Origin of the sequence: Peribacillus loiseleuriae (assembly GCF_001183985.1) — a bacterium.
Taxonomy (GTDB): Bacteria; Bacillota; Bacilli; order Bacillales; family DSM-1321; genus Peribacillus; species Peribacillus loiseleuriae.
Map to the genome: position 1 here is coordinate 755,512 of NZ_LFZW01000001.1, position 26,348 is coordinate 781,859.

A 26,348-nucleotide genomic window follows, 5' to 3' on the forward strand; every position below is an offset into this window, starting at 1 on the left:
GTGATAATGATGAGTGGTGGTATATTTCCTGAAAAGAAATTTGTATTAGAAAATATTTTTCATGTGAGTAAGCCGATTATTGGAATGGTTCATTTAAAACCACTCCCCGGCGCACCTCATTATAAAGGTGAAAGCGTTGATGAGATGATTGAATTTGCCTTGGAGGATGTTCGTCGCTTGGAAGAAGGAGGGATAGATGGATTGCAAATAGAAAATGCATGGGATATCCCTTTCCCGAAGCCAGGAGATTTTAGCTTTGAAACAGTTGCAGCTATGACTGCTGTCGGAGTAGAGATTGCAAAAGCTACAAAGCTACCTCTTGGAGTCAATTGTTTAGCAAATGCGGTCATTCCAGCCATTGCAATTGCAAAAGCGTGTAAAGCCAAGTGGGTAAGATCGAATCAATGGGTAAATGCGTACGTTGCTAATGAGGGAATTGTAGAAGGTGCCTCAGCAAGCGCAATGAGATATAAAGCAAATCTTTACGGTGACGATATTAAAATCATGGCTGATGTTCATGTGAAACATGGAAGTCATTCCATCGTGGCAGACCGCAGCCTAGCAGAACAAACAAGGGATAATGAGTTTTTTGATGCAGATATATTAATTGCGACAGGAAATAGAACAGGTGACGAAACGTCGTTAGATGAACTTGTGGGAATAAAAGAGAATGCTAGTTTACCTGTAATAATTGGCAGTGGAATGACTGATCAAAATGCAAAGAAAATCCTCTCCATAGCTGATGGAGCAATTGTCGGGAGTTCATTAAAAGAAAACGGAAATTGGTGGGAGAGAGTAGAGGTAGAAAGAGTTAAGAAGTTCATGGACGAAGTTCATTCACTCCGATAGATTAGAGGTCTTAACATGGTAAAGGTTGCTATACATGGTTTTATTAATATAGATATAATTGGCCTTGTAGATAAATTTACAGAAATCGATCAGGAGACCAAACTTAAGAACCTTCAAATAACCCCGGGCGGGTCAGCAGCGAATGTCGCTGTTGGTCTCTCCCGTTTGGGGGAGGAGGTTTATTTTTTAGGTGCGATTGGTGATGATATCTATACGTCCTATCTTTTGGGAAATTTGGAGAATACTAAACTAGATTATGTCCAAATAATTAAGGGGAAGCCTTCAGGAACGGCAATGGCATTAGTAGATGGTTCTGGTTTAAGAACAATGTATACCTATCCAGGCGCAAATGAAAACTATAATCTTGAAATTGTACCACAGGAATTTTATGAGGAAATTACACTTTTACATTTAAGTAGTCCAGATTCAGAAGTCGCTGAATCATTCTTTCAATGGAAAGAAGAGAATATAAATCTCAAGATTTCTTTAGATCCTAGTACTTTATTAACGAAGAAGGGCTTGTCTTATTTATTGCCCATACTGTTGAAAACAGATATTCTGTTTGTCAATCGTTCTGAACTAAATGATTTGTTCCCAGAACAAAATATTGATTCTTCCATTAGGAAGCTACATGAATTAGGTATCAAGCAAGTTTTTATTAAATTAGGAAAAGAGGGAGCTCTTTCAAGCGTTTTCTCAGGAGGAACTTACAAACGAATACAGCTACCCGCTCTACAGGTAGAAGCAATAGATTCAACTGGTTCAGGAGATGCTTTTGCAGTAGGTGCACTATATGGAATCATACGAGAATGGCCACAGGAGTTGATTTTACAGACAGGAATTAATTTAGGAGGCAGGGTAGTATCTCAGATTGGTTCTAGAAAAGGGCTGCCTTTGACGCTTGAATAGGAGGGGAGTTAGATTGGAAATAGAAAATGTATTTAAACATATTGATGATGATAATGCAATATTATTTTTACAATCATTAATTCAAGTGAATACAATAAATCCACCCGGGATGGAAAAAGCACTAGCTGATTTAATAAGCCTTCGTTTACGTGAATCTGGCCTATTGATCCATTCTGATGTTGTTGAAGAAAATAGAGAAAATTTAATTGTTTCATATTCAAGTGAAGAGCCATTAACTAAAAACTCAAAAACATTGGTTTACAGCGGTCATTTTGACACTGTTCCCGTTGGAAATGTAGAATGGATTCTTCCGGTCTTTGAGGGCAAACAAGTAGGAAATCGAATATATGGACGGGGCTCCTCTGATATGAAAAGTGGAGTAGCTGCAATGGTTTTAGCAATTGAGTGTATACAAAAAGCAGGAGTAAAATTGAATGGAAATCTACAATTCATTGGAACAGTTGGGGAAGAAGTAAATTGTATTGGTGCTAAAGAAGTACTTAAAAAAGGTCAAATCGACCGAGCTACAGCTATTGTAATTAGTGAACCTACCTCAAACCAGGTGGTTGTTGCACACAAAGGGGCACTTTGGCTTGAGATCTCTATGTATGGTAAAACAGCTCACGGTTCAATGCCATCTCATGGGATTAATGCAATATTGGCTATAAATCAATTTATTAATGAACTAAACAATTATAATATTCGTTATGAACGACATGATATTTTAGGAGATTCTACATTAAATATAGGAATGATTAAAGGCGGAGTAGGTCCAAATATAGTGCCTGATCAGTGCAAAATTACAATTGATATTCGAACTGTGCCAGGGCAAAACCATCAGGAGATTATCGAAAAAATAAATGAACTCTTACAAAAAGTATCTGAGGAAATGAACGTTTCTTATAAAATTGATGTCATAAACAACTTAGGATCTGTATATACTTCGCCCGATCAACCATTTATTCAGACAGCTTTGGATAATGCACAAGCATATTTGCAAAAAGATCCTTATCTAGGGGGAGTTAATTATTATACAGATGGGTCTATCTATAGGAATCATCTTCAAAATGTTCCGATATTAATCTGTGGACCAGGAGAGCCTACGGTGGCTCATCAGCCCGATGAATGGGTTGACATACAAAAATATCTAGACTCCATTCGGTTTTATATTTCCCTCGCTATTAATTATTTAAAGTAAAAGAATATAAAACTCGAAAAATGAATTGAACCCTATAAAGTAAACAGTTTAATAAAAAGAGATTTTGCATTCTATGCTGTGATGAGATGACCTCGTATTGTGCCGGAGTCATCTTTTGTAAATTCCACTGCTTTCGTGTTGTATTGTCATAGTTGATATACGTCTCAATCATTCGTTTTAACTCTTCCAGATTATTAAGTGCTTGTTTATATTCAACTTCATCCTTTAAATGACCAAAAAACGATTCCATTGGTGCGTTATCTAAGCAGTTTCCAAGATGTTAGTCTTACTGTTGAACCATGCCACTTATCCGTAGCATTTTTCTGACCAGGTGCAGGATATTCTTCATTAACCAATTCTTTCGCAATTGTCCGCTTGATTTTTAGAGGGAAGCACCTAGTCCTATTTTTAAAAGAAGTATCAAAGAACAACTCAATGTTCTTGATACTTCTTTCTTCAATTTTATTATGCCATGATTTTTGTTCTATTGGAGGTACCATAGGAAGCATACCAAGGCGTTTGTAGCTTCTCTCTTATGCTGCTTTTTTTTGTTTTTGGTCTAAGCGATGACTTAAGAAAGTTAGAAGACTTGCAAAGATAGCAAGTAGCCCACCGACCAAAGTCACATTCATCAAATTTCCCTGATGGTAAACCATTCCGCCTAATGCGGAACCAAAGGCGATACCGACATTGCTTGCTACTGGCATCAGTGAAGCTGCTAATCCTGTAGCTTTTGGTTGATAAATATCGGCAAGATCTATCAAATAAAGCTGGGTAGATGTTGTTAAAAGGATGGCCATTAATGACATCAAGCTAATGTTAACCAATCCAAAGATAAAATTATTTGTCGTCCAATATAAACTGATCAGAACAATGGCTTGAATCAGGAAAACAAACCGAAGGCGTCCGATAGCATTGTAGCTAGCAATTTTACCAGCGAGTATGTTGCTGAAAATAGAAATAAATCCGTAGCCAAACAAGATCAGACTGATTGAACTACTTGGTGCTTCCATTCCTTTCAGGATCGGAACAAGATACGTATAAACAGCATACGTCGCTCCAAATCCAAGAGATGGAATGAAAAAAGCCATTAAGATTCGTGGGTGTGTTAACAAAGAAAATTGATCACGCATCGAACTGCGAATTGGACTGTGCATAGTAGGCAAAATGAAGAAAGATGCCAAAAACGCAATTCCGCCGAGAAAAGTTGTTAACAGGAAGGTTGCATTCCAGTTGTACCATTCAGCGATGACAGTGCCTATTGGTACTCCAATCACGTTTGCAAGAGTAAAACCACCGAAAACGAATGATATAGCAAGTCCACGTTTTGCGATTGGCATGGTTTCACTTGCAACAATCATGGCAAGTGAAATTAAGACTCCTGTTACAATCGCAGTCATCATCCGAAGTGCAAGGAGTATGATGTAGCTCGTCGAAATCACGCACAAAGCATTCAGGATGATGAACGAACCTATCAAAAACAACATCCATTTACGCTTTGGAAAATGGCTTGTTGCCGACATCACGAGTGGTGTGGCAATGGCAAACGTAATTGCAAACGCAGAAACGAGTGTCCCTGCTTTTGCATTTGTTATATGGAGACTCGAGGAAATATCGGTTAAGATCCCGATGATAACAAATTCGCTTGTCCCGAGAACAAATGTTAATAAAGTAAGTGTTAAGATGAGTAACCAATGTCGCTTGGATAATTTTGTGTCGTGCATAAATACCTCTTTTCTTAGATGAATGTAAATGTGTCACAGGGTAGATAAACAATCTAATTATCATACCATAAAACATTTTTACGAGGAAAACCCTTGCTTAGTTATCGCTGATTATTTCTATAAAAATTGATTAACGATAAGAAGTCCGTTTTATAGAAACATCATTAAATAAAACTCAAACCTGGTTCATTACTTTAAAAGGCATTAACTAAATAGCAAAACGTACTTATTTCAAGATACTTTCTGTCATGTAAGACAAACTATGGAGAACCGCACCATAAGTAAATGAGGTTTTTGTAGTTTTGGGATACTGAAACGATAATCCTTTAAAAAAATCTAAAAATAATTTGGTAAATAACGGATTAACTCCCTGTCGCAAAACTAAAAACTATATTGTGAAGCCCTAGTTTTTGCGCTTCATGTATCACTAACAAGTCCGTTTTGAATAAGTTCTTGAAAATAAAAATAACAAATGGCTCAGTTCATTTCATTGATAGTTTGTACATAAACATAAATATCGAATGTATTCGTTATCTAAAATTCTATTAAATTGCTTGTTCTTAGAAGCAAAAAGGCAACAAGTTCTTGTAACCTGTTGCCTTTTTGTTGCTATTATTTTTTATGGAAATATTCATCAGAAAGTTTAAACTGAAAATATATTCAGATTCTATTTAGAAAATATTTCTTTTGCATGATCCATTGCCATTTTATTTCCTAATGCAGAATAATCAAGCCATGGCTGATCAGGAATTAGATAAACTTGGTTTTCTTTAACAGCTTTCAAACCTTTCCAGATTGCTGTTTTTTCTAATTCATTAAAAGCTGTTTTCGCTTCATCATCTCTGTTGACGATGACAAAAATTGCATCTGCATCAAAATCTGGAAGGACTTCTTGAGAGATCACTTCAAAAGGTTGGTTTTTGTCGATATTTTCAATACCATTCGCAGGTTTCAATCCTAAATCTTGAAATAGAATGGGTCCCATAGGCCTTTTTGTGCCAAACACTCGTAGTTCTTTGGCTGTAATACGAATTGCCATTACCTTATTATCTTCTCCAAACTTTTTCTTAATTAAAGCTTGAACTTCTTTACTTTCCTTTTCATAATCTGCAATAAATTGTTGTGCTTGTTTTTCTTGATTAACCAGTTTCCCTATTGATAATAAATGATCTCTCCAAGTTCCTTCGTCTAGATCAAATACATGGGTAGGTGCAATTTTTTCATATTTTGAGATATCTTGTCCAGAAAATTCTTTATCAAGATAAATAACAGATGGTTTTAATTCTAATATTGCTTCCATATCTGGATCTTTAACAATTCCAAGTTTTTTTGTATTTTTTAACTGTTCTTTTACATGTGGTAGAAAATCTTTTAAATCTCCTCCGATAACTGAACCTACCGGCGTAATACCTAAAGCAAGCAAATCATTCGTTAAATGTATAGAAAGTGAAGCAATTCTTGGTTCTTCACTATTTTCTTTTTCCGTACCTGTTGCTGTTTTAGTGTTTGAATTATTTTGTCCACACGCCGATAACATAAGCATTAGAATAAAACTGATAAAAATGATAAATTTCTTTTTCATAATTTCCACTCCTGTTCAATAATTATTTTGTTTTAGCAAGTAAATAAAGAAAATAGGGTGTACCTATTGCCGCAACGACTATACCTGCCGGAATTGCATTTGGCTGAAAGATAGAACGTCCAATGGTGTCAGAAAGCACTAGTATTATTAACCCAATCAATCCTGACAGAGGAAGAAAATGTTGGTACATAGTCCCCACTAATCGACGAGCAAGATGAGGTGCAACAAGACCAATAAAGCCGATCCCACCTGCCATTGCTACACTAGCACAAGATAAACCAACAGCAGCTGCCAATAGAAGTATTCGATTTTTTTCAACGGAAACACCTAAACCGGATGCAATATCATCACCCAAAGATAATGCATTAAGCGTTTTGGATTTAATCCAAGTGAAAGGCGCTAAAATTAAAATCCAAGGAAGAAGAGCCATTACATTTATCCAATCTCTTCCCCAAATGTTGCCAACTAACCATCTAGATGCAAATGAATATGTTTCTTCATTAAGACGAAGAGAGAAAAAAAGTGTAATGGCACTAAATCCAGCAGAAATGGCAATTCCTACGAGAATAAGTCGGATTGGTAATAATCCTTTATATCGGTCATAGGCCAATAAGACAATTAATAATGCTGTTAAAGCTCCTCCTCCAAATGTAAATAATGGAATGAAAAGAGCTATATTTTTATCCATTGAATGAAAGTATGTAACAAAGATAATAAGACCAAAAGCTGCCCCTGCATGTAATCCTAGTATGCCTGGATCTGCTAAGTGATTACGAGATAATCCTTGTAATATTGCACCGGAAATCCCTAAACCTATTCCAGCTAACATTGTAATTAATATTCGAGGCATACGATAATCAAATAATACTGTAGAACTTTCAAAATCCCCTTGTCCTAAAAAAGTTTGAATGATCTTTAGTGGTGAAATCTTGAGTGTTCCTGTATTTAAACTAAGTAGAACGACTATTACACTAATAAAAATAAATACAGTGGTGACAATAAAAGCCCTCTTGTTATCTTTGTTCAGTAGGTAGTTCACTTATAGGCCCCTCCCAACCTTACGAGCAATATATAAGAAGAAAGGAACGCCAACAAGAGCTGTCATAATCCCAATAGCTAGCTCACGAGGTGGGTCTACTATCCGAGCCCCCAAGTCAGCTAAAATTAATAATATAGCGCCTAACAATGCTGACATCGGAATAATTAGCTGATAATTCCCGCCAACTAACTTTCTTGAAATATGAGGAATAACAAGACCGACAAATCCTATTGAACCAACAGCAGAAACAGAAACCCCTGCTAAAATGACAGCGGCTATTATTCCAACTAACCTGACACGATTCGTTTTTACTCCCAAATTCGCTGCGGTGTCCTCTCCGAGAGAAAGAAGCGAGACGGATCGACCTAAAAATATCCCCAAAATAATAGTAGCGAGAATAATAGGAAGTAATACTTTTAAATGCGCCCATTTAATTCCCGCTACTCCTCCTGCATACCAAAAAGCTAAATCTTGACTTAGATTGAAGTAAATGGCTACTCCGGTACTTAGTGAATGCAAAAATGCTGCAACTACTGCACCAGAAATGGTAAGTTTAATTGGTGTTAACCCTCCGGGAGCAGCAGAGCTAATCAGGAAAATCAACAATGTGCTTATTAGTGCACCAACAAATGAAAAAACCATCAGAAGAGAGTAGGGGATACTTGGAAAAAAGGCGAAACAAAGTGCAACCACCAACATTGCACCTCCGTTAATTCCAAGAATTCCGGCATCAGCTAATGGATTTCGGGTTATTCCTTGCATCAACGCTCCTGATACTGCAAAAGCAGCTCCAATAACAGCAGCTCCAATCACACGTGGAAAACGCAACTCATGAATAATCTGTTGTTGTGTAACCGTTGGATTATAATCAAATATAGCAGACCAAACAGTATGGAAAGTCAATTGCTTTGCTCCAAAAGTTACAGCTAAAACCATACATAACAATACTCCTAAAATTATCGAGCTAAAAAGAGCGATCATTAGATAATTTCGAGCATTCATTTTCAGGATTCTAGAAGAAAAGCAGTTTAACATAAATCTCATCCTTCAATTTAAGTATATAGAATTAAATCAAATTAGATTAAAACTCCACCATCTATTCGTGGATTTTAGAAATTAAGATTTTCCTTTGTTTGTAATCTACTAAAATTTAATTAATAATGATAATTATTATCAACTGAATTGTTATTGTAAAATATTAAATAGTAATAAGTCAATGTTTAATTGAGAATTACTTTCACTGAATTTGTGAACAAAAGTATCCCATTTACAATCATTGTCATTTATGTTTAGACTAAAATTATTTTATCTATAAAACCAACATAAGTCTTAACTCCCGACTCAATGATGAAAAAGAATGATGATGAACAGTAAACCGATATAATAAAGACGGTGTGAATAGAACCAAACCCATAAATAGTGTTTTGACTTAGAAGATTCTTTACAATACAAAACTACAATCATCTAAGAATAGGTGGGAAAGCTGAGTAGTCTCTTAATTTTCGAGTTAAGTACTCAATAAATTCCGACAAAATTCGCGCGGTGCCTGCACTTTTTCTAGCGTAAAAGACGGAATAGCTTATTTAGATAAGATTGTAAAGTTATTACTAGAACAAGGCTTTAGAAGACACATTTATATTACCAGTCATGGTCCAGTTTATTTGACAGTAAGTGGTATGGTTCGTGATTTCTTTGATGAAACAAAAGTGCGCCTGCCCTGTATATCGATATATTAAAAGCAGTGAAGGCAGCCAATTTCAATCTGATGGATGCATTCCATGATGTGACGATTGGTGCTTGTATAGTTTTAGGTAGATTAGAAGATATTCCAATGAATGTACCTGAATCTCATTCTGTTACAGACCTTTCCGAACGAGAAAGCCCGATTCTTCAGAGATGGGATGATAGTGAAGTCGAACCAGGCGTGTCTCAAGACACGTAAATGGTTCGACTTTTTTGTGCGTTAAGTGAACGTATTATTTATAAATAGAACGAATGATCTTTCAATTGGAGTGTGGAGTCATTTAAATAATAAGAAAGGAGGAAAACACCGTGTTTGTGACTCATTCATTTAAAATACGTTATGAAAAAAATTGTATTCGGAGTTAAGGCTCATGCAGGGAGAAGCAGCTTCTTATTATTCTTCCTTTAAAAAAGTGGTTAAGTAAAACGGAAATCCAAGCGATTCGGAAACAAACGTATCATCTTCATTCTCAAACAGTTCAAGCTATTGCAGATAAATATGTTGCCAATCGTGAAACCATTTGTCAGCTACGAGTAACGGACAAAAAAGCAAAATATCCGTGGCGAAAAAATCCTAGTATTGTATTCCGTTAAAACAAGCGTCCATGGAGATTTCAAACGAAGCGATCAAAATTAAAAAAGTAGAATACGAATTAAGACTCTCTACCCTTTTAACTAAAAAGAAAAATTGGAATGAAAAAGTTCCTAAGAAAAACAAATTTGCCACCATTCCTAATCTTTCAAAAGAAGATTGGAAAAACTGTAACTACGCAGAGATCGTTTGGAGAAACGGGGTCTACTGGTTTTGTTATTCCGTATCTGTACCAGAAAAAGACACTTCATCGTATGCTTTTAAAGCGGCGGGTGGAGAGTTGGATGAAATTCACTCCGCAACTGTAGCGACCGAGGATCAAGCATTATTAATTTCGGGTCGAGCGATGCGTAGTATTTCTCACTTCCGTGCCAAGGTATTAGCCGATTTGAGTAAGAAAATGTCGCGTTGTAAAAAGGGCTCTCGTCAATGGAAAAAATATAGACAGGCAAGAGTATGAATTCGACAAAAGACAAAAAATCAGCTTGAAGAGTTGGGACATAAGACAACAAAAGAAGTCGTTTCTTTTTTAGAAGAAGAAAAAGTAACGACCTTTGTCATCGGAAACGTATCTGGTATGGAAAAATATACAAAGAAAAATAGGAAGAAGAAACGGAAAAACGATAAAAAAAGACGACAACAATTATCGCTATGGAATCAGGGGGAAATCAAACAAAAGCTAAAATACAAAGCTCATCCGCATGGAAGAAACAGAAGAAAGCTATACCTCCCAAGATTGTCCGTTTTGTGGGGGTCGACACCAAGCAAACGGAAGACACTCCATATGTTCTGTTCACCAAACAGAAATCTATCGTGATGTGAATGGAGCGCAAAATATTGTGCGCAAGAAATATCCCATGGAAATGAAACCACTTCTTTCGGTTTTATATAAGCAACTGGTTTGGTATAAGCGTTTTTTGTCCATGGAAGAAAGACAAAAAGAAAAACATCCAAAAGATCAACTGAAAAAAGAGAAAAGTATCGCCGAACGGACGGTGTAAGTAGGCACAGACCTTGCCCTTTCGATGGACTGTTTTTCTATCGAGAGTTGTTCGCCCAAGATTTGCCTCTGCGACTTCCTTTGGGAGTTTGTAAGTGAAATGTTTGCGAAAAAGAATCCTACTGCTTTAGCTGTGGGATTGGTAAATAAAGCCTTGTATATTTTTTAGAATATCTTTTCTACACTCTATGCGACTGTATTACTAATAATTTTTAGGAAACCGTTCTTATAGGCGGTATCTATTAACTGATTAATAGATTGAAATGCGGTATCGGTAAATAAATACCATTGGTTTTCAGTAGCGTCGTAAATTAAAACCTCTGGATATCCCGCCAAAGTTTCAGCTGGAAAAGATTTAATTAATGTATAAATATCAAACCGTTTAATGCTATTACCTTCTAGATCTAGAAAATCATATTGTGCATTTTTATAATAGGCTCCAGGAGTGTCAATATTATAACGCCACGAATAATTAGCAGGAGCCTCTACCTTACTGCCTTTATTTTCTATAAAAATATTATAAATTGCTTTATTGTATGCATTCCCTTTGATTTGCTGTACTACACCACCCATGGTCATATGGTATTCCTCTTGGAGTGCCTTTATTTTCACGTTATCTATGACTAAAGGCTGCGTATCAACTGTTACTGTGGAGTTTTTGTAATTGACATTACAGCCAAATGTTTCTGCAAGAAAACGCATCGGAACGAATGTACGATTATTCTTTATATATGGTTTTACATCAAGCAGCACCGTTTTACCGTTTTTTACTACTGAATGGCTATTTATTTTTAATATTACCTGCATATCGTTTTTAGTGAGAGTGACTTCGGAATCCGACCAATTGACCTTTGCCCCCAAATTTTCACTGATAACACGCAAAGGCACCATTGTTCGATTGATCCTAATCTCGGGATTCACATCGGATGCAATAACAACACCGTCCATCTTGATTTGAATGTTTGCTGCATAAACAGGAAACGAAGTAAGTATTAGGATTAATGCAAGGAAAATTCCTGAGAGAATTTTTTTCATTATTTAACAACTCCTTTTTAAAATAGTAAACATATCCAACATTATTTTAGGCACTTCTGTTCGAAATCTCCTATAATATAGTATAACATGTTTTATTTAACATTTAAGCCTTTGTTCAAACCGCACCGTAAGTAGAATAAGAAACTAAGTAATTTGGTTATTAATTTTGCGCTGCGAATATTTCTCTATGTCTCTAAAATATCGCAAAAAATCTATTCTGGTGCGACCTCGACTTTTGTTGATTTCGAGGGGGATCACAACTTATATGAAAGTAAACAATTATTTTATGAGACTCAGTTTAATTACTGGCCTTTTTGTTAGTTTAAAAGAAACCATAAAGTCATCAAGGATTCTGCTATCTAGAATCTGTCGACAAAATCTACAAACCTTCGGGGAGTGATAGGCACCCAACTTAATGTAGGCTGTCGCAGTTTTTCGACAGCCTTGACTTTATCCTATATTTCCGCTTTATCTGTTATTTTCAATTACTTCATCACTTCATCCCATCGCAATTCCGCTTCTTTTTTTAAACTTTCAATATGCAGTGTTAATGTACCTAAAAAAGTAGGCAAATCTCGCTCCTTCATTGCTGTGAATAAAATCCAGTGATGCTTATGTCTTTTTATTGTGCTCCCTAGTGAAGTGGAGTGGACAATCCGGGACAAGGATACGTGTGTATTTAACGAAGAATATATGTCTTTTATTTTTGAATTTGTTGTCCAATCAATTAACGTTTTATGGAATGTCATATCTAACTTACTATACAATTCAAAAGGAAATGGAGTAACTTCAAGCATTGAATCCATTTCGTGAACAATTTGGCCCCATTCCTCTATTTTATCATCGGATATCGATTGTATGGCTTGCTGAGCAGCCCACATTTCTATCATTAATCGCGCATCGAGTACTTCTATAAACTCAGTAAAATTTAATTGGGTTACATATGTTCCTTTGCGAGGAATGATTTCGATTAGCCCTTCATGTACAAGTTGATTAATAGCATCTTTTACCGGAGAACGACTTACTCCGAATTCATCCGCTAATTTATGAATATCTAATTTATTGCCAGGTGTATATTTTCGACCGATAATTTTCTCACGCAGAATATCGTACACCTGCTGAGTTAAAAGTGAAGTTTCAATTTTAGGCATGTTGGTATATCTCCTTTGATTTTTTCTTACAAAACCTGAATGGCATTAAAACGCCACCAGCTACTATAAAGGATGTATCGTTTGGCACACTACACTCGCCTAATCACACTGGTGGCGGTGCGAAGCCGGAATTTCGGATGCTTTCTCGATTATATAAGTATATCAGCTAAGTAGATTGGCTATATGAGTAAGTTGCGAAGACCCGTTCTCATGTCCTACACAAAGATATCTTTACTCATCAAATCAGATCCGATAGAGTCCTAAATATCTGTAACATTTAACATGTTACAGATGGGTTTGTCAGTATTTATTTCAATTATATATTTTTTTGTTAAAAAGAAAACTATTGTCTTGAGTCGTAAACAAAATTGGAAATATACAAAACCTAAAATGGCGTTAAAACGCCACCAGTTACTATAAAGGATGTATCATTTGGCACACTACACTCGCCTAATCACACTGATGGCGGTGCGGAGCCAGAATTTCGGATGCTTTCTCAATAATATGAGTATACCTGCTGAGTAAATGGGCTATATGAATAAGTAGCGAAGACCCGTCCCCATGTCCTTTATACAAAAAGGTATTGACGATTAAAACAAAAGCATGTATCCTGTTGATATGTAACATTTCACATATCACAAAATGAAAGCGTAACTATGGGGAGAATTTGGTGGAATCTGCTGTTAGAAAACCGATGGTCTTTCTAGTTGTCTTTCGAAATATCAATACTGGTCAAAGAGTAAGCGTTAACTATTAAATATTGTTTGGCCATCCAATTAAAGCGCGACTATTTGAAAAGAATTACAATTAACGCTGATCCTTCGTTACTGTCAGTTGTTAAGTGGATTGTAAAAAGAAAACGGCTACAATTAATAATTTTATGAGGAGTGAAGATGATGAAAGCAGTAAGAATTCCTGAAGCAAATAAAATAGAAATTGTGGATATACAAGAACCAAACATCGAACAAGCCAATGAAGTCAAAGTAAAAATAAAACGAGTAGGTATCTGTGGTTCAGATATGCATATTTATCACGGAACGAATCCACTTGCGACCTATCCAAGAATAGTTGGACATGAAGTAGCGGGGGAAATCATAGAGATTGGCTCAAATGTAACTAAGGTAGCTGTGGGTGACCATGTGGTGATTGAACCAATTAGCTATTGTGGCGAATGTTATGCATGTAAAAAAGGAAGACCAAATGTTTGTAAAGAAGTATCTGTATTTGGTGTACATGAAGATGGTGGAATGAAAGAATTTGCCATTCTGTCAGAAAGACAAGTGCATAAAGTAGATTCTGAGATTGAATGGGACGAAGCAGTCATGGCTGAACCGTATACAATCGGAGCACAAGCTACATGGAGAGGGAACGTGCAAGAGGGACAAACTGTCTTTATCCAAGGAGCTGGACCAATCGGTATTACTGTTTTGAAAATGGCTAAGCTACGCGGGGCAACCGTTATTATCTCTGATTTTACAAACGAAAGATTGGCGTTTGCAAAAGAAAATGGGGCGGACTACACGATTAATCCAACTGAAGTGGATGTCGAAAGTAAAATAAATGAAATCACAAAAGATGAAGGCGCAAATGTTGTAATTGATGCGGTAGGTATGCCGCAAACATTTGAATTAAGTGTAAAAGTAGCTTCTGCTGCAGGGAATGTTGTTTTACTAGGTTTCAATGCAACACCATCATCAATCGCTCAAATGTTAATTACGAAAAAAGAATTAACAATTACAGGATCAAGGTTGCAAACCAATCAATTTGGTAAAGTTGTAGAGCTAATAAATGAAAAGAAATTAACGCATAATGGTTTAATTACGCACAAATTTCCATTAAGTCAGGTAAAAGAAGCTTTTGCGTTTGTAGAAAAAAACCCTCAATTAGTTCGAAAAGCTGTTATCGTTTTTGAGTAATGAAGAAACTTTTAAATAATAAATAGTGATAGAAAGTGGAACATTAGCAACTGCTAATCCCTTGTATGATCAGTGTTGCTCGTGCTTTTGAAAAAGAGTATGAGCAACTTGAAAAGTATCAAAAAATAATAGATTATTAGTAAGGAGAAATGTTATGCCATTAGTTATTGTCGCTTTAGGAATTGTTGCTTTACTCGTATTAATCATGAAATTTAATATGAATACATTTATTTCGTTAGTTGTTGTTTCGTTCTTAATTGCTTTAGCTTTAGGAATGCCGATAAGTGAAGTTGTTGCGTCCGTTCAACATGGGATGGGAAATACTTTAGGTGGGATTGCTTTAGTATTTGGACTAGGAGCTATCCTTGGTAAATTGATTGCAGATGCTGGGGGAGCCCAACGTATTGCAATGACATTAATTGATAAGTTTGGTGAGAAAAGAATTCAATGGGCTGTTGTAACGGCTGGATTCATACTTGGTATTGCATTGTTCTTTGAAGTAGGTCTCGTATTATTAATTCCAATTGTTTATCAAATTTCCAAACATTTGAAAATATCATTTTTGTGGTTAGGTTTGCCAATGGCGACTGCACTATCAGTTACGCACGCATTCTTACCGCCACATCCAGGTCCAACAGTTATTGCTCAAGAATTTGGAGCAAACGTAGGTCTGGTATTAGTTTATGGCTTAATTATTGCTATTCCGACAGTGATTATAGCAGGTCCGTTATTTACAAAATTCGCAAGAAAATTTGCTCCATCGGCTTTTGAACGAGAAGTTTCAGGTAGTATGGCTTCCATAGGTAACGCAAAACAATATAAATTAGAAGATACTCCGGGATTTGGTGTTAGCGCATTCACAGCATTATTCCCCGTTATTTTAATGGCATTATCAACGATTGTTACTGTATTTCAAGATGCGCTGAACTTACCAGTCTTATTGATTGACATCGTCAAAATGGTTGGTGCACCAACTACAGTTATGTTGCTTTCTGTATTACTTGCAATCTATACAATGGGTATCGCACGAAAAATACCAATGAAACAACTGATGCAATCTGCCGAAACTTCTATAGCATCCATCGGTATGATGTTACTCATTCTAGGAGCTGGTGGTTCCCTTAAGCAAGTATTAATTGATGGTGGTGTTGGTGGGTATGTTGCTACCATTTTTGAAGGTAGTACAATCTCACCGCTAATATTAGCTTGGCTTATCGCTGCTGTCATTAGACTTGCACAAGGGTCTGCAACAGTGGCAGCGTTAACAACAGCTGGATTGGTAATTCCGATGTTGTCAGGCACGGATGTTAACTTGGAATTAATCGTGTTAGCCACAGGTGCAGGTAGTATTATTGCTTCACACGTAAATGATACCGGTTTCTGGATTGTGAAAGAATCTTTTGGATTAACTCTGAAAGAGACATTCGCAACATGGACAGTGCTTGAAACTCTTATTTCTGTCTGTGGCCTCGTCTTTGTATTACTTCTAAATTTATTTGTTTAAGATTTTGTTAGTATTCAAGATTACGAATCTATTTGCTCTCCTTAACCACACTTCAAAATTGAGGTGTGGTTTTTCTACCCTTAATTTAGGGGGATTTGGCGTCTGCTGAGAAGTCCCCATTTATGAGGTGATTTTTTGTGCAGAGGGACAAGGGGATAGGTACCTTGTCCCTCTTGTATTTTCTAGAACAGATATGGCGACTAATTTTTTCTTTTCATAGAACCCTCTATCAAACGATTTGACTACGACCTTTTGACTTGTGGGATGGTATGGGGGTTGATGCACCTTTTGTTATCTTAAACTTGTTCATCTAGGAAATGTTAAGCAGGGACCCGTTCCTGTGCCTTTGCCTGTGTCTCTGATTAAAAGCTGAAGAACCCAACATCGTTTCACTTTTTTGCCCTTTTCCTGTATTTGTTACTTCAGCTTACGACATTTTGAAATTCCTATCATCAGATGTGTTAGAAAATCTAATATAGTATTTGTAAATATAACTAAGTGTTGAAAGGGAAAAAAGATTTTATTTCAATTATGGGTAAACCTTTATTTTGGGGGAATATTTGATGTAACATTAATGAAATACTTACGTCTAACTATTTTGAAGTCTAACATCTAGAAAAAGGAGAGTACAGAACAATGAAAAAAAGAATGATGGTTTTTATGTTTACCCTAGTATTAGGTATGGTGATTACAGGTTGTTCTAAAGATAAGTCGGATGCAATCGAGGCGAAGATGCCTGCGAAAGAAATGGCAGAGAAAATGGTGAAGGAAGTGGAAGAACCTGCTCTAATTGAATTACAACCAGATGAAGTGAAGGAAATATACAATCTGGACCCTGAGAAGCTTGATGAATATTCGATTAGAATACCGTTGATGAGCGTGAAGACAAATGAAATCGCAATTTTGAAAGTGAAAGATGCCAAAGATGTCCCTGACGTCGAATCAGCAGTAAAACAAAGAGTGGAAAATGTGAAAAAGCAATTCGAACATTATCTTCCGGATCAATATGAGAATGCGAAAAACTATAAACTAGTTACGAAAGGCAACTATGTGTTATTGGTCATCTCTGAAAAAGCAGACGAACTTGTAAAAGTATACGATAGCTTTTTTGACCAAAAATAAGCGGCCATGGTATTCAGCAGCCTACTTTTCCTATTCTTGTTCCTGCCGGCCGCTCTAGCTTTTTACTATTGTTCACCAAGGCGGATTAGGAATCTAATTTTATTTTTAACTAGTCTTATCTTCTATGCCTGGGGCGAACCTGTTTATATCATAATTATGTTGGTGTCCACGCTTACGGATTACAGCTTCGGTTTGCTACTTGATAGACCAAAGATGACTCCCATGAAACGTAAGTGGATTGTCGTATTTTCTATTATCGTTAATCTGGCGCTGTTATCTTATTTTAAATACGCTGATTTTTTCATTCAGAATGTAAATTCATTGCTCGGTACGGAAATCCCTTTAACTGAACTTTCACTGCCCATCGGAATATCATTTTACACGTTTCAATCCATGTCTTATATCATAGACGTGTATAGAGGAACAGCTAAAGCACAACGGAATTGGATTGATTTCGGAACTTTCGTTGCCTTGTTCCCTCAATTAGTAGCAGGTCCAATCGTGAAATATAACACGCTTGCAGAACAGCTCCACAAGCGATCGGAAAATATCAAGATGTTCGCAGAAGGTGTTCGACGGTTCGTTATCGGCTTGGCTAAGAAGGTACTACTTGCCAATAATATCGGTTTGCTTTGGCAGGCTATCTCGGTCTCAAATCCAGATTCGATGCCTGCATTAACGGCTTGGCTTGGCATTATTGCATTTGCCTTCCAAATCTATTTTGATTTTAGCGGTTATTCCGACATGGCCATTGGTCTCGGCCTCATGTTTGGCTTTCGATTTAACGAGAATTTCAACAAGCCGTATATCGCTCAAAGCATTACCGACTTCTGGAGAAGATGGCATATATCGCTTAGCAGTTGGTTTCGAGAATACGTCTACATCCCGCTTGGTGGTAACCGTCTGGGGTTAACCATTCAAATGCGTAATATACTCATCGTTTGGCTGCTTACGGGATTCTGGCATGGAGCAAGCTGGAATTTCATATTGTGGGGGTTGTACTTCGGTGTCATTCTCATTATTGAAAAATGGTGGGGGTTAAAGCTGTTGCTTTGCCTACCACGTTGGGTAAGGCACCTCTACGCACTCATGCTCATTCTAATCGGTTGGGTATTGTTCGCCTTTGATCAGCCTTCCTTGATTGTTAGCTATTTGCGTGCCATGGCGGGATTCAATCACCAATCGCTTTGGGATAGCGGTACAGTGTACTTTGTTTATACGAACGCGATTTTGTTCTTAGTATTGATTATTGCCTCTTTACCTAAGAAGCAATGGTTAAGAATCAATGAATTGTCGCTTTTTCATCTTGTTTGGTATGGCTTTCTCTTCTTTCTTTCCGTAGCCTATTTGGTAGATGAAACTTTTAATCCATTCTTATATTTCCGGTTTTAGAGAGGAGAAAATCATGAAGCAGAAAGCAGAGCGATTATTGGTCTTGGGGTTTGTCGGAACGTTGTTTCTAAACGCTCTGTTCTTCTTCATTTTGCCTCATCAACGTTTCTCCGATCTGGAAAACAGGTATTTACAAGGTGCTCCACATCTAGCTTGGGATAACTTATTGTCCAAGAAATATGCCGAAGAGGCTGAGAGTTTTGTAACGGACCATTTTCCTTTTCGGGACAAGTGGGTGTGGATAAAATCAGCTGCGGAACAATATCGGCTGCAGAAAGAGAATAACGGAATCTATAAAGGGAAAGACGGCTATTTATTTGAAACGTTCTTAGAGCCTGATTATACGAAGATTCAGCAATATACAGAGTCGGTAAACCAATTTGCCAGCAACCATCCGGAAGTGAACATGACATTCATGCTTGCGCCCACATCGATTGGCCTTTATCCTGAACGGTTACCATGGTTAGCGCCGTCGTATTCTCAAAAGAAGGTAAATCGATTTATCGAAGATCATATGCGGAACGAGTTAACCTTTATTGACGGTTTTGATTTTCTTGACTCGCATGCTTCTGATCCGATTTATTATCGGACCGATCATCATTGGACGACATACGGAGCTTATTTGGCCTATGTTGCTTATGCGGAGCAGAAGGGGTGGCATTCTCTTTCACAAAAAGATTTCCTGATACAAACAGTGAGCCATTCGTTTCTAGGAAGCTATCATACAAGGAGTCAGTTTAATGGTTTATTGCCAGATACCATCCAAGTCTATTCCCCTCGAGATCCCATACCTACAGAGATGTATATCGTGGATACGAATCAAACGATGACGAGTATGTATGATCCGAGCTTTCTTGCTAAGAAGGATCAATATTCCTATTTCCTAGGTGGTGTTCATGCATTAATGAAGCTTACAACCGAGCTTGGCTCGCAACAGATTGAACAAGATAAGCTACTAGTCATTAAAGATTCCTATGCACATAGTGTAATCCCTTTTCTTACAAGACATGTCCCGGAAATTCACGTCATTGACATTCGGTATTATAATGGCAGCATTGCTGAATATCTGTCCAAGAATGAAATAAAAGACGTTTTGTTTTTATTTAACACATCCACCTTAGTTGGCGATGCATCTCTTTTGAAACTAAATGACTAGCGATTAGGATGCTTACGTAAGCCTTTAATTTCAAATTGCAGTAAACGGACCACAATCTGGACATAAAAACCTTATTTAGATGTGTCACGGAGAACCGTATCATAGGTAAATGAGATTTTTTATTTGTAGCTTATAGGGTGCAAAAATTATAAAGAAAAAGGCCTGTTGAAAAGTAATTTTCATACTTTTCAACAGGCCAATTATAATAAAATGGTGGTTTAATTTCGGATTAGGTAATCGAATGAACCTAAGGCTGCATTCGCACCTGATCCCATCGAAATAATAATCTGTTTATATGGATTATTTGTGCAGTCTCCTGCAGCGAACACTCCAGGTATGTTTGTTGAGCCATGATTATCTACGATGATTTCGCCGATTCTATTACGTTCAACCGTTTCAGCTAACCAGTCTGTATTTGGCACAAGGCCGATCTGAACAAATACTCCCGCCAATTCAATATGCTGTGCTGCTCCAGTATCGCGCTCAACGTAGGAAATACCGTTTACCTTATCGGTTCCAGTAATTTCTGTTGTTTGAACGTTCTTTAGGACCGTTACATTTGGCAGACTGTTAAGTCGATCTTGCAGTACAGAATCAGCTTTTAGCTCAGGATTAAATTCAAGAACTGTTACATGTTTTACAATCCCAGCGAGATCAATCGCTGCCTCAATACCGGAATTACCGCCACCAATAACGGCTACGTGTTTTCCAGCAAACAATGGACCATCGCAATGCGGACAGTAAGCTACACCTTTATTCTTAAATTCATTCTCGCCAGGAACACCAACATTGCGCCAACGAGCACCTGTTGAAAGGATGACGGTTTTGCTTTTTAGAACAGCTCCGTTTTCCAGTTCAATTTCGATGAAGTCTTTCTTTTCTAAACGTTTGGCACGCTGTAAATTCATTACATCAACGTTGTATTCTTTCACATGCTCCTCAAGACTTGCAGCGAGCTTCGGACCCTCAGTGTGTTTAACACTAATAAAGTTCTCAATAGAAGCAGTGTCCAAAATCTGACCACCGAAACGTTCAGCAACAATCCCTGTACGAATGCCTTTACGTGCAGCATAGATTGCCGCACTTGCACCCGCAGGTCCGCCCCCGACAACGAGTACATCATAAGGATCTTTATCAGCAAACTCTGATGCATCTGGGGCGTTCCCCATCTTGGCTAGAATTTCTTCTATGGCCATTCGACCGCTTCCGAATGATTCCCCATTTAGGAACACGGTTGGTACGGCCATGATGTTTTTGCTTTCTACTTCCTCTTTGAATGCTGCACCATCGATCATTGTATGAGTAATATTAGGATTAATAATGCTCATCAAGTTCAATGCTTGGACAACATCTGGGCAGTTTTGGCAAGTCAGGCTAATGTAAGAATCAAAGTGATGTTCGCCTTTAATGCTTTTTACTTGATCAATTACTTTCTGATCAACTTTTGGTGCTCTACCACTTACTTGTAATAAAGCCAACACTAATGAAGTAAATTCGTGTCCTAGGGGGATACCAGCAAAAGTTACGCCCGTATCTTCACTGCTACGATTTACGCTAAAACTTGGTGTTCTCTCTAACTGTGTGTTCTCAACTTTAATGTTGGAAGACATGGTAGCTAATTCATCAACTAAAGCGAGCATGTCTTGGGAGATTTTATCGGAACCCGCACTTACTTTGAGTAGCACCTCGCCCTCCATCATTTGAAGATATTGGGCTAATTGTGCTTTGATTTCTGCATCAAGTATCATGGATAATACTCCTTAAATCTTTCCTACAAGATCAAGGCTTGGTTTTAGTGTTTCAGAACCCTCTTGCCATTTTGCAGGACAAACTTCACCTGGGTTGTTGCGAACATATTGAGCCGCCTTAATCTTGTTAACAAGTGTGCTTGCATCACGGCCGATACCACCTGCATTGATTTCAAGTGCTTGAACCACACCGTCTGGATCGATGATGAAAGTACCGCGATCTGCAAGACCGTCTTCTTCAATTAATACATCGAAGTTGCGAGAAATTTGGTGTGAAGGGTCGCCGATCATAATGTATTCGATTTTGTTAATTGTTTCTGATGAGTCGTGCCATGCTTTATGTGTAAAATGAGTATCTGTTGAAACAGAGTACACTTCAACACCAAGATCTTTTAGAGTAGCATATTGGTTTTGAAGGTCCTCAAGCTCAGTAGGGCATACAAATGTAAAGTCTGCTGGGTAGAAGCAAACAATACTCCATTGTCCTTTTAAGTTTTGCTCTGTAACATCAATAAACTCGCCGTTACCGCTATTGTAAGCTGATGCGCTGAATGGTAGTATTTCTTTTCCAATTAAAGACATAATGAAACTTCCTCCTAGTATGTTCTTTAGAATGTATTAGTAGTTAGTTTAGACAATTAGTCAAACTTTAATAACCAATAATAAATCTAATTCATGTTGAGTATTATTATTTAAATATAATAATTCTAATTACATATTAATTATTATATAATATTTACTTGTTGTCAACAATAAGACTCAACTTTATCATGCCTTTATTATTATAGCCATTGCGAATCGATACTGGTAGTACATATGGAATGATTAGCCTAGTCCTAAAGGGATATAAAATGATTTGGTAGAATAATTTAAATTTTCAATTATCGTTAACCTTTCTCAATTAAAAAGGGAGAAGGGGACAGATACCTTTAAGCGTAGACAGTGAGATAATGGGCCAGAAGCTTAGGTTGAAGGGATTGAACTTCGAAAGACTCGGATGAGGGGGTTAATGTTTTGGACAATGCAGAAAGCGACATTTCTGTATCATTTTGGCGAGATACTAGAAACCTTTCCAAAGTCGGTGACCATGGCACGTTAGACATTGATATATTGCGGGAACTCGGGAGGCCCTATCAGGTCTTTTCAATTTGAAGAGTATGGTGTACAAGCGATACAAAGCAAGGGAGCCAAATGCATGATAGGGAGGGGACAAGAAGACAGGTATCTTGTCCCTCCTGTATTTTCTAGAACAGATATGGCTAATTTTTTCTTGTTATAGAACTCTCTAACAAACGATTTGACTACGACCTTTTGACTTGTGGGATAGTATGGGGTTGATGCACCTTTTGTTATCCTTAAACTTGTTCATCTAGGAAATGTTAAGCAGGGACATGGGGCCTGTCCCTGTGTCTCTTATAACTATTTAAAAACCGGAGTCTTTTTCAGTACAGCACAAACTGGAATGGCCTCTTTCCCTACAACCTTTTGAAGGATGTTGTAGGGAAAGAGGCCACTGGTACAATCCAACTACTAAATAGAACACCCTCACAAATGTAATAACCAGCTGACATAAAAGGAACCGAAATGATAGTAGCGAATATGAAACCAATACTTCTTCCGTTTCTGTCTTTCGACCAGGCGATTGTCCCAACTATATATCCTTGCAAGCCGCGAGTTAAAATAGTGAACGGTGCCCAAAATGTCCAACCAGAGATTAAGTCAAATACCCCCATCCCAACGGCATCAGCGATGGCGCCTTTTTTAGGTCCAAATAAGAACCGTTCTTCTCAATAAATAACAACTGGGTCGTATGTACTGAGATTATCGTACACGGTTTTCATAATACTAGGGGGTGTGTTGACACATCCGCCCGAACCTGCCGTAAGATAGGCATTACTTGCCCAGTTATTCCGCCAGCTGGCATCGTGGAACCCTTGTCCGCTGTTTGTAAACGGAGCCCAGTAATTTACCTTAACTGAATAATCGGGTTTACCTACTGCACTGCCCGTGAGTGTGTACGGTGATCGTTTATAGAGGATATACCACACTCCAGGTGATGTATCTTCATTGGTGCTGTGTTTACCTGTAACCACATTGGTTGTGACTACTAATTGTCCATTTTTATAAATCCAAATACGCTGTTCCGCAATTGACACTTCAGCATACGTGTCGCCAATGCCATTATTCGTTGTAGTTTCATAGCCGATGCCTTCATTGCTCCAGCCTTTTCCGTAAATATTAGAAGCAGGAATCGACTTCTCTCCATTTTCAAAAGCTTTCTGAATCCGTGCTGTTTCTTTTTCAACATTTAATGCCCAGCCATAGCCTTGCCCTTGTACCGAAATGACCGAGCCTGAATGGGTCTTAAATGTGAAATCTTTATTTAATGTTGATTGAGAACTATTCATTTCATCAATCTTGTTCTTAATGTCACTTACTGTGATTGTAACCTTCATATCTTTTGACACAGAGGCATTTTTAATTAATTCACTGGCTTTTAAAGTATACACTTTGTCCTGTACCTTATAATCAACTGTTCGTTGAAGGAGATCCTGCAGCATTTTCTCCTTGTCTTTTATAATGGGACTGTCCGCTTTGATTGGTTTTATATACATGGGTTTCAGATGGATATCACTAGTATATCCCTGTTTGTCATAATCCTTTAATAGACTGGCGATATCATATTGTTTTCCATTCATACTTTTGGAGATGACAATTTTACCCTGTTCCAAATACGCCTCTGCATCTTGGGGTGCATTTAAGCTCTTATTCATTAATAGGAGCCTCTCATCTACTTGTTTTTTCATCGTATAGCTTCGAAATTGATCCGTCTTTTTGGGTAATAATGAATAATTTTTTACCTTTGAGGAAGGAAAAAATGTCCACTGGCTTTTTAATAATTTCTTAACTTCAGGCAGATCTTTATCCGTAAATCCCGTCTGTGTATCTTTTTCATCCAAAATTTGTTGTTTTCCGACATAGACTCTGTTTTTTAATGTAGATGTTTTTAATTTCTTTATTGCCTGATCAGCAGACAGTCCACCGACTTTTGTGTTATTAATTGTAATTTGCGAATTGAACCGGATTGTCTGATAATAGCTAATTCCCGCAAATAGGAGTGCAATAATACTGATAATTCCAATTACAATAAAATTCCGGCTTGCAAGCCGGTTGAATCGGTTACCCCGTTCTTTATCAATTTCTTCAACAGTTGCGTTTACCGTACTCATAGACATTCCCTCCGCTAATTGGTTACCCAGCTATCAACGTCCTCTAACTTTAAACTTGTGGATTTTTATTAAAGGCTTTTGATTAGTTTACCTTACTCTTAAATTATTACTACCATTCTACTAGATTGTATGGGGTGAAGATTGTCATAATTTGTATAAGAGTGAAATTTTTTGTTCTGTCCCTATGTCCCTTTTAAGTAAAAATTCAATGCGTTTAAATCATTCTTTTTGTCCATCAATTCATGTATTTCTAACAATCTAATCAGTTTAGATTAATAGTAGGTTTCTAAATAGTCCATAATATAAAAAGTAATATCAGGGAAATATAATCAGTAATGCCGGCTTAAAGGGGACAAGTTGATGAAGAAAATAATACTATTGATTTTACCGGTATTCAGGATTTTAAATCTTTCCCAGATATTTGTATACGCTGACGGTGAACAAAATAAAGAGTTCATACAAATTGTTAAGGAGTTTATACCGTCAAATTCATTACTAGTAAGTCCTGAAATCCCTTTGTCAACACAACCAATTCAACAATATGACTTTAACCAAGATGGCCAGAAATCATCATTACTTATGAAATAAAAGCAAAAGAACAGTCTTCTCCTTCTCAGTACGGGGTCATTTTATTAAAAAAGGAGAAGAAAAGTTGGATAAAAGTTTGGGAGACAAAAAGAGAAGCAGTAGGGTTGCACTTTTCAGGTTTCGCAGATATTACTGGTGATGGAATAAATGAATATTTATTCGGTTGGACAATTGGTGCTTCAGCAGGAAACCAACTTGAAATTTTTCAGTGGAATGATCGTTCATTTAAATAGAGAAGTTTCAAATCCCTCCAGACCAATTGTTGAATGATGCTTATTTTGGCAATATAGTTAGCTTTGATGTGATTGATCATTACACTTTCGGGTGATCATCAACTTATTGAGTAAGTGGGAAGAGATAGTAAACACTGTATTTTAACACCGTACGAAGATGATCTGGTTTAGTAGAGAAGGTACTTCTTCAACTATTATTTATACTTCAACAATCATCTAAGAGTACCCAGGTTAGTATCTGATGTGCTATATCCTTCGCTTCATTCTTACAATATATAAATAAAATCAAGGTGTAAATCCAGAATATTGCTGAATTAACTGATACACTGCTACAGCAAAACCTAATAAACTTGCTTTCAATTTGGCCGGGTGGTTTTTCTTATTTGCAAACAGGTAAATCAATACAATGACAAACCCTAAAGGGAACAACAATTGGAATAAGCTGTCATTTTCTTTGAAATGTGTATAAAGGGGTGTAATGTATGTGCTAATTAAAAAATAAAGAAAAACAGTAAAACGTCGAACTTCTAATTCTTTGCTCCATCTATATAGCAAAAAAATGATTACTAAAGAAATGCCCGAGATAATCAAAGGTGGAAATTGTATGGTTATATTTTGAAATTCCAATTGCAACATA

The 26,348-nt window shown here is 37.1% G+C and carries 23 protein-coding genes and 2 pseudogenes; 13 read left to right on the top strand and 12 right to left on the bottom strand.

Features of this window, described 5'->3' with window-relative positions; translation table 11 throughout:
• Positions 1-9 precede the first annotated feature (9 nt).
• The 3 genes from AC625_RS03380 to AC625_RS03390 are packed head-to-tail and all read left to right on the top strand — an operon-like array spanning position 10 to position 2,956.
• Positions 10-849, top strand: coding sequence for a BtpA/SgcQ family protein (locus AC625_RS03380; protein WP_082190932.1), 840 nt, complete (start codon positions 10-12; stop codon positions 847-849).
• A gap of 15 nt (positions 850-864) precedes the next feature.
• Positions 865-1,758: a carbohydrate kinase family protein gene (locus AC625_RS03385; protein ID WP_049679994.1), complete on the top strand. Its 894-nt coding sequence runs from the start codon at positions 865-867 to the stop codon at positions 1,756-1,758.
• Positions 1,759-1,771: 13 nt separating this feature from the next.
• Positions 1,772-2,956: a M20 family metallopeptidase gene (locus tag AC625_RS03390; RefSeq protein WP_049679995.1), complete on the top strand. Its 1,185-nt coding sequence runs from the start codon at positions 1,772-1,774 to the stop codon at positions 2,954-2,956.
• 94 nt (positions 2,957-3,050) lie between these two features.
• Here AC625_RS03390 and AC625_RS27555 read toward each other — a convergent pair.
• The 5 genes and pseudogenes from AC625_RS27555 to AC625_RS03420 form a co-directional block, all read right to left on the bottom strand.
• A pseudogene (locus AC625_RS27555) lies at positions 3,051-3,230 on the bottom strand (IS3 family transposase); the annotation flags it as partial.
• A 259-nt stretch (positions 3,231-3,489) separates the two neighbouring features.
• Positions 3,490-4,680, bottom strand: a complete 1,191-nt coding sequence (locus AC625_RS03405; RefSeq protein ID WP_049679998.1) for an MFS transporter — start codon at positions 4,678-4,680, stop codon at positions 3,490-3,492.
• A 667-nt stretch (positions 4,681-5,347) separates the two neighbouring features.
• Positions 5,348-6,262 carry an iron-hydroxamate ABC transporter substrate-binding protein gene (locus AC625_RS03410; RefSeq protein ID WP_049679999.1) on the bottom strand — a complete coding sequence of 305 codons (915 nt, stop codon included), beginning with the start codon at positions 6,260-6,262 and terminating at the stop codon, positions 5,348-5,350.
• Between the two features lie 22 nt (positions 6,263-6,284).
• On the bottom strand, positions 6,285-7,301 hold the full coding sequence (locus AC625_RS03415; protein ID WP_049680000.1) for a FecCD family ABC transporter permease: 1,017 nt from the start codon (positions 7,299-7,301) through the stop codon (positions 6,285-6,287).
• Complete coding sequence (locus tag AC625_RS03420; RefSeq protein ID WP_425415473.1) at positions 7,302-8,282, bottom strand: FecCD family ABC transporter permease; 981 nt, start codon at positions 8,280-8,282, stop codon at positions 7,302-7,304. It lies immediately after the preceding gene.
• A gap of 760 nt (positions 8,283-9,042) precedes the next feature.
• Here AC625_RS03420 and AC625_RS26375 point away from each other — a divergent pair.
• From AC625_RS26375 to AC625_RS27565, 3 genes are all read left to right on the top strand, one after another.
• On the top strand, positions 9,043-9,243 hold the full coding sequence (locus AC625_RS26375; RefSeq protein ID WP_180320058.1) for a hypothetical protein: 201 nt from the start codon (positions 9,043-9,045) through the stop codon (positions 9,241-9,243).
• A 406-nt stretch (positions 9,244-9,649) separates the two neighbouring features.
• Positions 9,650-10,096: a hypothetical protein gene (locus AC625_RS27560; RefSeq protein WP_245644926.1), complete on the top strand. Its 447-nt coding sequence runs from the start codon at positions 9,650-9,652 to the stop codon at positions 10,094-10,096.
• 241 nt (positions 10,097-10,337) lie between these two features.
• Positions 10,338-10,637 (top strand): transposase, encoded by a 300-nt coding sequence (locus AC625_RS27565; RefSeq protein ID WP_245644927.1) that lies wholly within the window; start codon positions 10,338-10,340, stop codon positions 10,635-10,637.
• A gap of 185 nt (positions 10,638-10,822) precedes the next feature.
• On the opposite strand, the gene AC625_RS03430 is transcribed toward AC625_RS27565, so the two are convergent.
• Complete coding sequence (locus AC625_RS03430) at positions 10,823-11,671, bottom strand: copper amine oxidase N-terminal domain-containing protein (RefSeq protein WP_049680001.1); 849 nt, start codon at positions 11,669-11,671, stop codon at positions 10,823-10,825.
• Between the two features lie 485 nt (positions 11,672-12,156).
• A complete protein-coding gene (locus tag AC625_RS03435) occupies positions 12,157-12,822 on the bottom strand; it encodes a GntR family transcriptional regulator (protein ID WP_049680002.1) in 666 nt (221 codons plus the stop codon).
• 896 nt (positions 12,823-13,718) lie between these two features.
• Between AC625_RS03435 and AC625_RS03440 the strand changes: the two genes are divergently transcribed.
• From AC625_RS03440 to AC625_RS03460, 5 genes are all read left to right on the top strand, one after another.
• Positions 13,719-14,738, top strand: coding sequence for a zinc-binding alcohol dehydrogenase family protein (locus AC625_RS03440; protein ID WP_049680003.1), 1,020 nt, complete (start codon positions 13,719-13,721; stop codon positions 14,736-14,738).
• A 154-nt stretch (positions 14,739-14,892) separates the two neighbouring features.
• Entirely contained in the window at positions 14,893-16,242 is a 1,350-nt protein-coding gene (locus AC625_RS03445) for a gluconate:H+ symporter (RefSeq protein ID WP_049680004.1), read from the top strand.
• Positions 16,243-16,878: 636 nt separating this feature from the next.
• On the top strand, positions 16,879-17,364 hold the full coding sequence (locus AC625_RS03450; protein WP_049680005.1) for a DUF4358 domain-containing protein: 486 nt from the start codon (positions 16,879-16,881) through the stop codon (positions 17,362-17,364).
• Between the two features lie 6 nt (positions 17,365-17,370).
• Positions 17,371-18,756: an MBOAT family O-acyltransferase gene (locus AC625_RS03455; protein WP_049680006.1), complete on the top strand. Its 1,386-nt coding sequence runs from the start codon at positions 17,371-17,373 to the stop codon at positions 18,754-18,756.
• Positions 18,757-18,769: 13 nt separating this feature from the next.
• Entirely contained in the window at positions 18,770-19,912 is a 1,143-nt protein-coding gene (locus tag AC625_RS03460; protein ID WP_049680007.1) for a DHHW family protein, read from the top strand.
• Positions 19,913-20,130: 218 nt separating this feature from the next.
• On the opposite strand, the gene ahpF is transcribed toward AC625_RS03460, so the two are convergent.
• The 4 genes and pseudogenes from ahpF to AC625_RS03480 all read right to left on the bottom strand — a co-directional run bounded on the left by ahpF (position 20,131) and on the right by AC625_RS03480 (position 24,896).
• On the bottom strand, positions 20,131-21,660 hold the full coding sequence (gene ahpF, locus AC625_RS03465) for an alkyl hydroperoxide reductase subunit F (protein ID WP_049680008.1): 1,530 nt from the start codon (positions 21,658-21,660) through the stop codon (positions 20,131-20,133).
• A gap of 12 nt (positions 21,661-21,672) precedes the next feature.
• Positions 21,673-22,242: an alkyl hydroperoxide reductase subunit C gene (gene ahpC / locus AC625_RS03470; RefSeq protein WP_049680009.1), complete on the bottom strand. Its 570-nt coding sequence runs from the start codon at positions 22,240-22,242 to the stop codon at positions 21,673-21,675.
• A gap of 837 nt (positions 22,243-23,079) precedes the next feature.
• Positions 23,080-23,435: pseudogene (locus tag AC625_RS25375) on the bottom strand (ECF transporter S component); the annotation flags it as partial.
• Positions 23,436-23,447: 12 nt separating this feature from the next.
• Positions 23,448-24,896: a L,D-transpeptidase family protein gene (locus AC625_RS03480; protein ID WP_049680011.1), complete on the bottom strand. Its 1,449-nt coding sequence runs from the start codon at positions 24,894-24,896 to the stop codon at positions 23,448-23,450.
• A gap of 354 nt (positions 24,897-25,250) precedes the next feature.
• Here AC625_RS03480 and AC625_RS25015 point away from each other — a divergent pair, with 354 nt between their 5' ends.
• Together AC625_RS25015 and AC625_RS28090 are read left to right on the top strand one after the other, a co-directional pair.
• Complete coding sequence (locus tag AC625_RS25015) at positions 25,251-25,478, top strand: hypothetical protein (RefSeq protein WP_053177998.1); 228 nt, start codon at positions 25,251-25,253, stop codon at positions 25,476-25,478.
• A 104-nt stretch (positions 25,479-25,582) separates the two neighbouring features.
• Positions 25,583-25,711 (top strand): hypothetical protein, encoded by a 129-nt coding sequence (locus AC625_RS28090; RefSeq protein WP_281177213.1) that lies wholly within the window; start codon positions 25,583-25,585, stop codon positions 25,709-25,711.
• 285 nt (positions 25,712-25,996) lie between these two features.
• On the opposite strand, the gene AC625_RS03490 is transcribed toward AC625_RS28090, so the two are convergent.
• On the bottom strand, positions 25,997-26,347 hold the full coding sequence (locus AC625_RS03490) for a hypothetical protein (RefSeq protein ID WP_342670980.1): 351 nt from the start codon (positions 26,345-26,347) through the stop codon (positions 25,997-25,999).
• Between the last annotated feature and the right edge of the window lies 1 nt (position 26,348).

Bases quoted from the DNA above. Each gene is read 5' to 3' on its own strand.
- ahpC (WP_049680009.1), bottom strand. From the start codon at position 22,242: ATGTCTTTAATTGGAAAAGAAATACTACCATTCAGCGCATCAGCTTAC.
- AC625_RS03410 (WP_049679999.1), bottom strand. From the start codon at position 6,262: ATGAAAAAGAAATTTATCATTTTTATCAGTTTTATTCTAATGCTTATG.
- AC625_RS03380 (WP_082190932.1), top strand. From the start codon at position 10: ATGAGTGGTGGTATATTTCCTGAAAAGAAATTTGTATTAGAAAATATT.
- AC625_RS03480 (WP_049680011.1), bottom strand. From the start codon at position 24,896: ATGTCTATGAGTACGGTAAACGCAACTGTTGAAGAAATTGATAAAGAA.
- AC625_RS03445 (WP_049680004.1), top strand. From the start codon at position 14,893: ATGCCATTAGTTATTGTCGCTTTAGGAATTGTTGCTTTACTCGTATTA.
- AC625_RS03450 (WP_049680005.1), top strand. From the start codon at position 16,879: ATGAAAAAAAGAATGATGGTTTTTATGTTTACCCTAGTATTAGGTATG.
- AC625_RS27565 (WP_245644927.1), top strand. From the start codon at position 10,338: ATGGAAGAAACAGAAGAAAGCTATACCTCCCAAGATTGTCCGTTTTGT.
- AC625_RS27560 (WP_245644926.1), top strand. From the start codon at position 9,650: ATGGAGATTTCAAACGAAGCGATCAAAATTAAAAAAGTAGAATACGAA.
- AC625_RS03490 (WP_342670980.1), bottom strand. From the start codon at position 26,347: ATGTTGCAATTGGAATTTCAAAATATAACCATACAATTTCCACCTTTG.
- ahpF (WP_049680008.1), bottom strand. From the start codon at position 21,660: ATGATACTTGATGCAGAAATCAAAGCACAATTAGCCCAATATCTTCAA.
- AC625_RS03455 (WP_049680006.1), top strand. From the start codon at position 17,371: ATGGTATTCAGCAGCCTACTTTTCCTATTCTTGTTCCTGCCGGCCGCT.
- AC625_RS25015 (WP_053177998.1), top strand. From the start codon at position 25,251: ATGAAGAAAATAATACTATTGATTTTACCGGTATTCAGGATTTTAAAT.
- AC625_RS03440 (WP_049680003.1), top strand. From the start codon at position 13,719: ATGAAAGCAGTAAGAATTCCTGAAGCAAATAAAATAGAAATTGTGGAT.
- AC625_RS03460 (WP_049680007.1), top strand. From the start codon at position 18,770: ATGAAGCAGAAAGCAGAGCGATTATTGGTCTTGGGGTTTGTCGGAACG.
- AC625_RS03420 (WP_425415473.1), bottom strand. From the start codon at position 8,282: ATGATCGCTCTTTTTAGCTCGATAATTTTAGGAGTATTGTTATGTATG.
- AC625_RS03430 (WP_049680001.1), bottom strand. From the start codon at position 11,671: ATGAAAAAAATTCTCTCAGGAATTTTCCTTGCATTAATCCTAATACTT.
- AC625_RS03385 (WP_049679994.1), top strand. From the start codon at position 865: ATGGTAAAGGTTGCTATACATGGTTTTATTAATATAGATATAATTGGC.
- AC625_RS03405 (WP_049679998.1), bottom strand. From the start codon at position 4,680: ATGCACGACACAAAATTATCCAAGCGACATTGGTTACTCATCTTAACA.
- AC625_RS03435 (WP_049680002.1), bottom strand. From the start codon at position 12,822: ATGCCTAAAATTGAAACTTCACTTTTAACTCAGCAGGTGTACGATATT.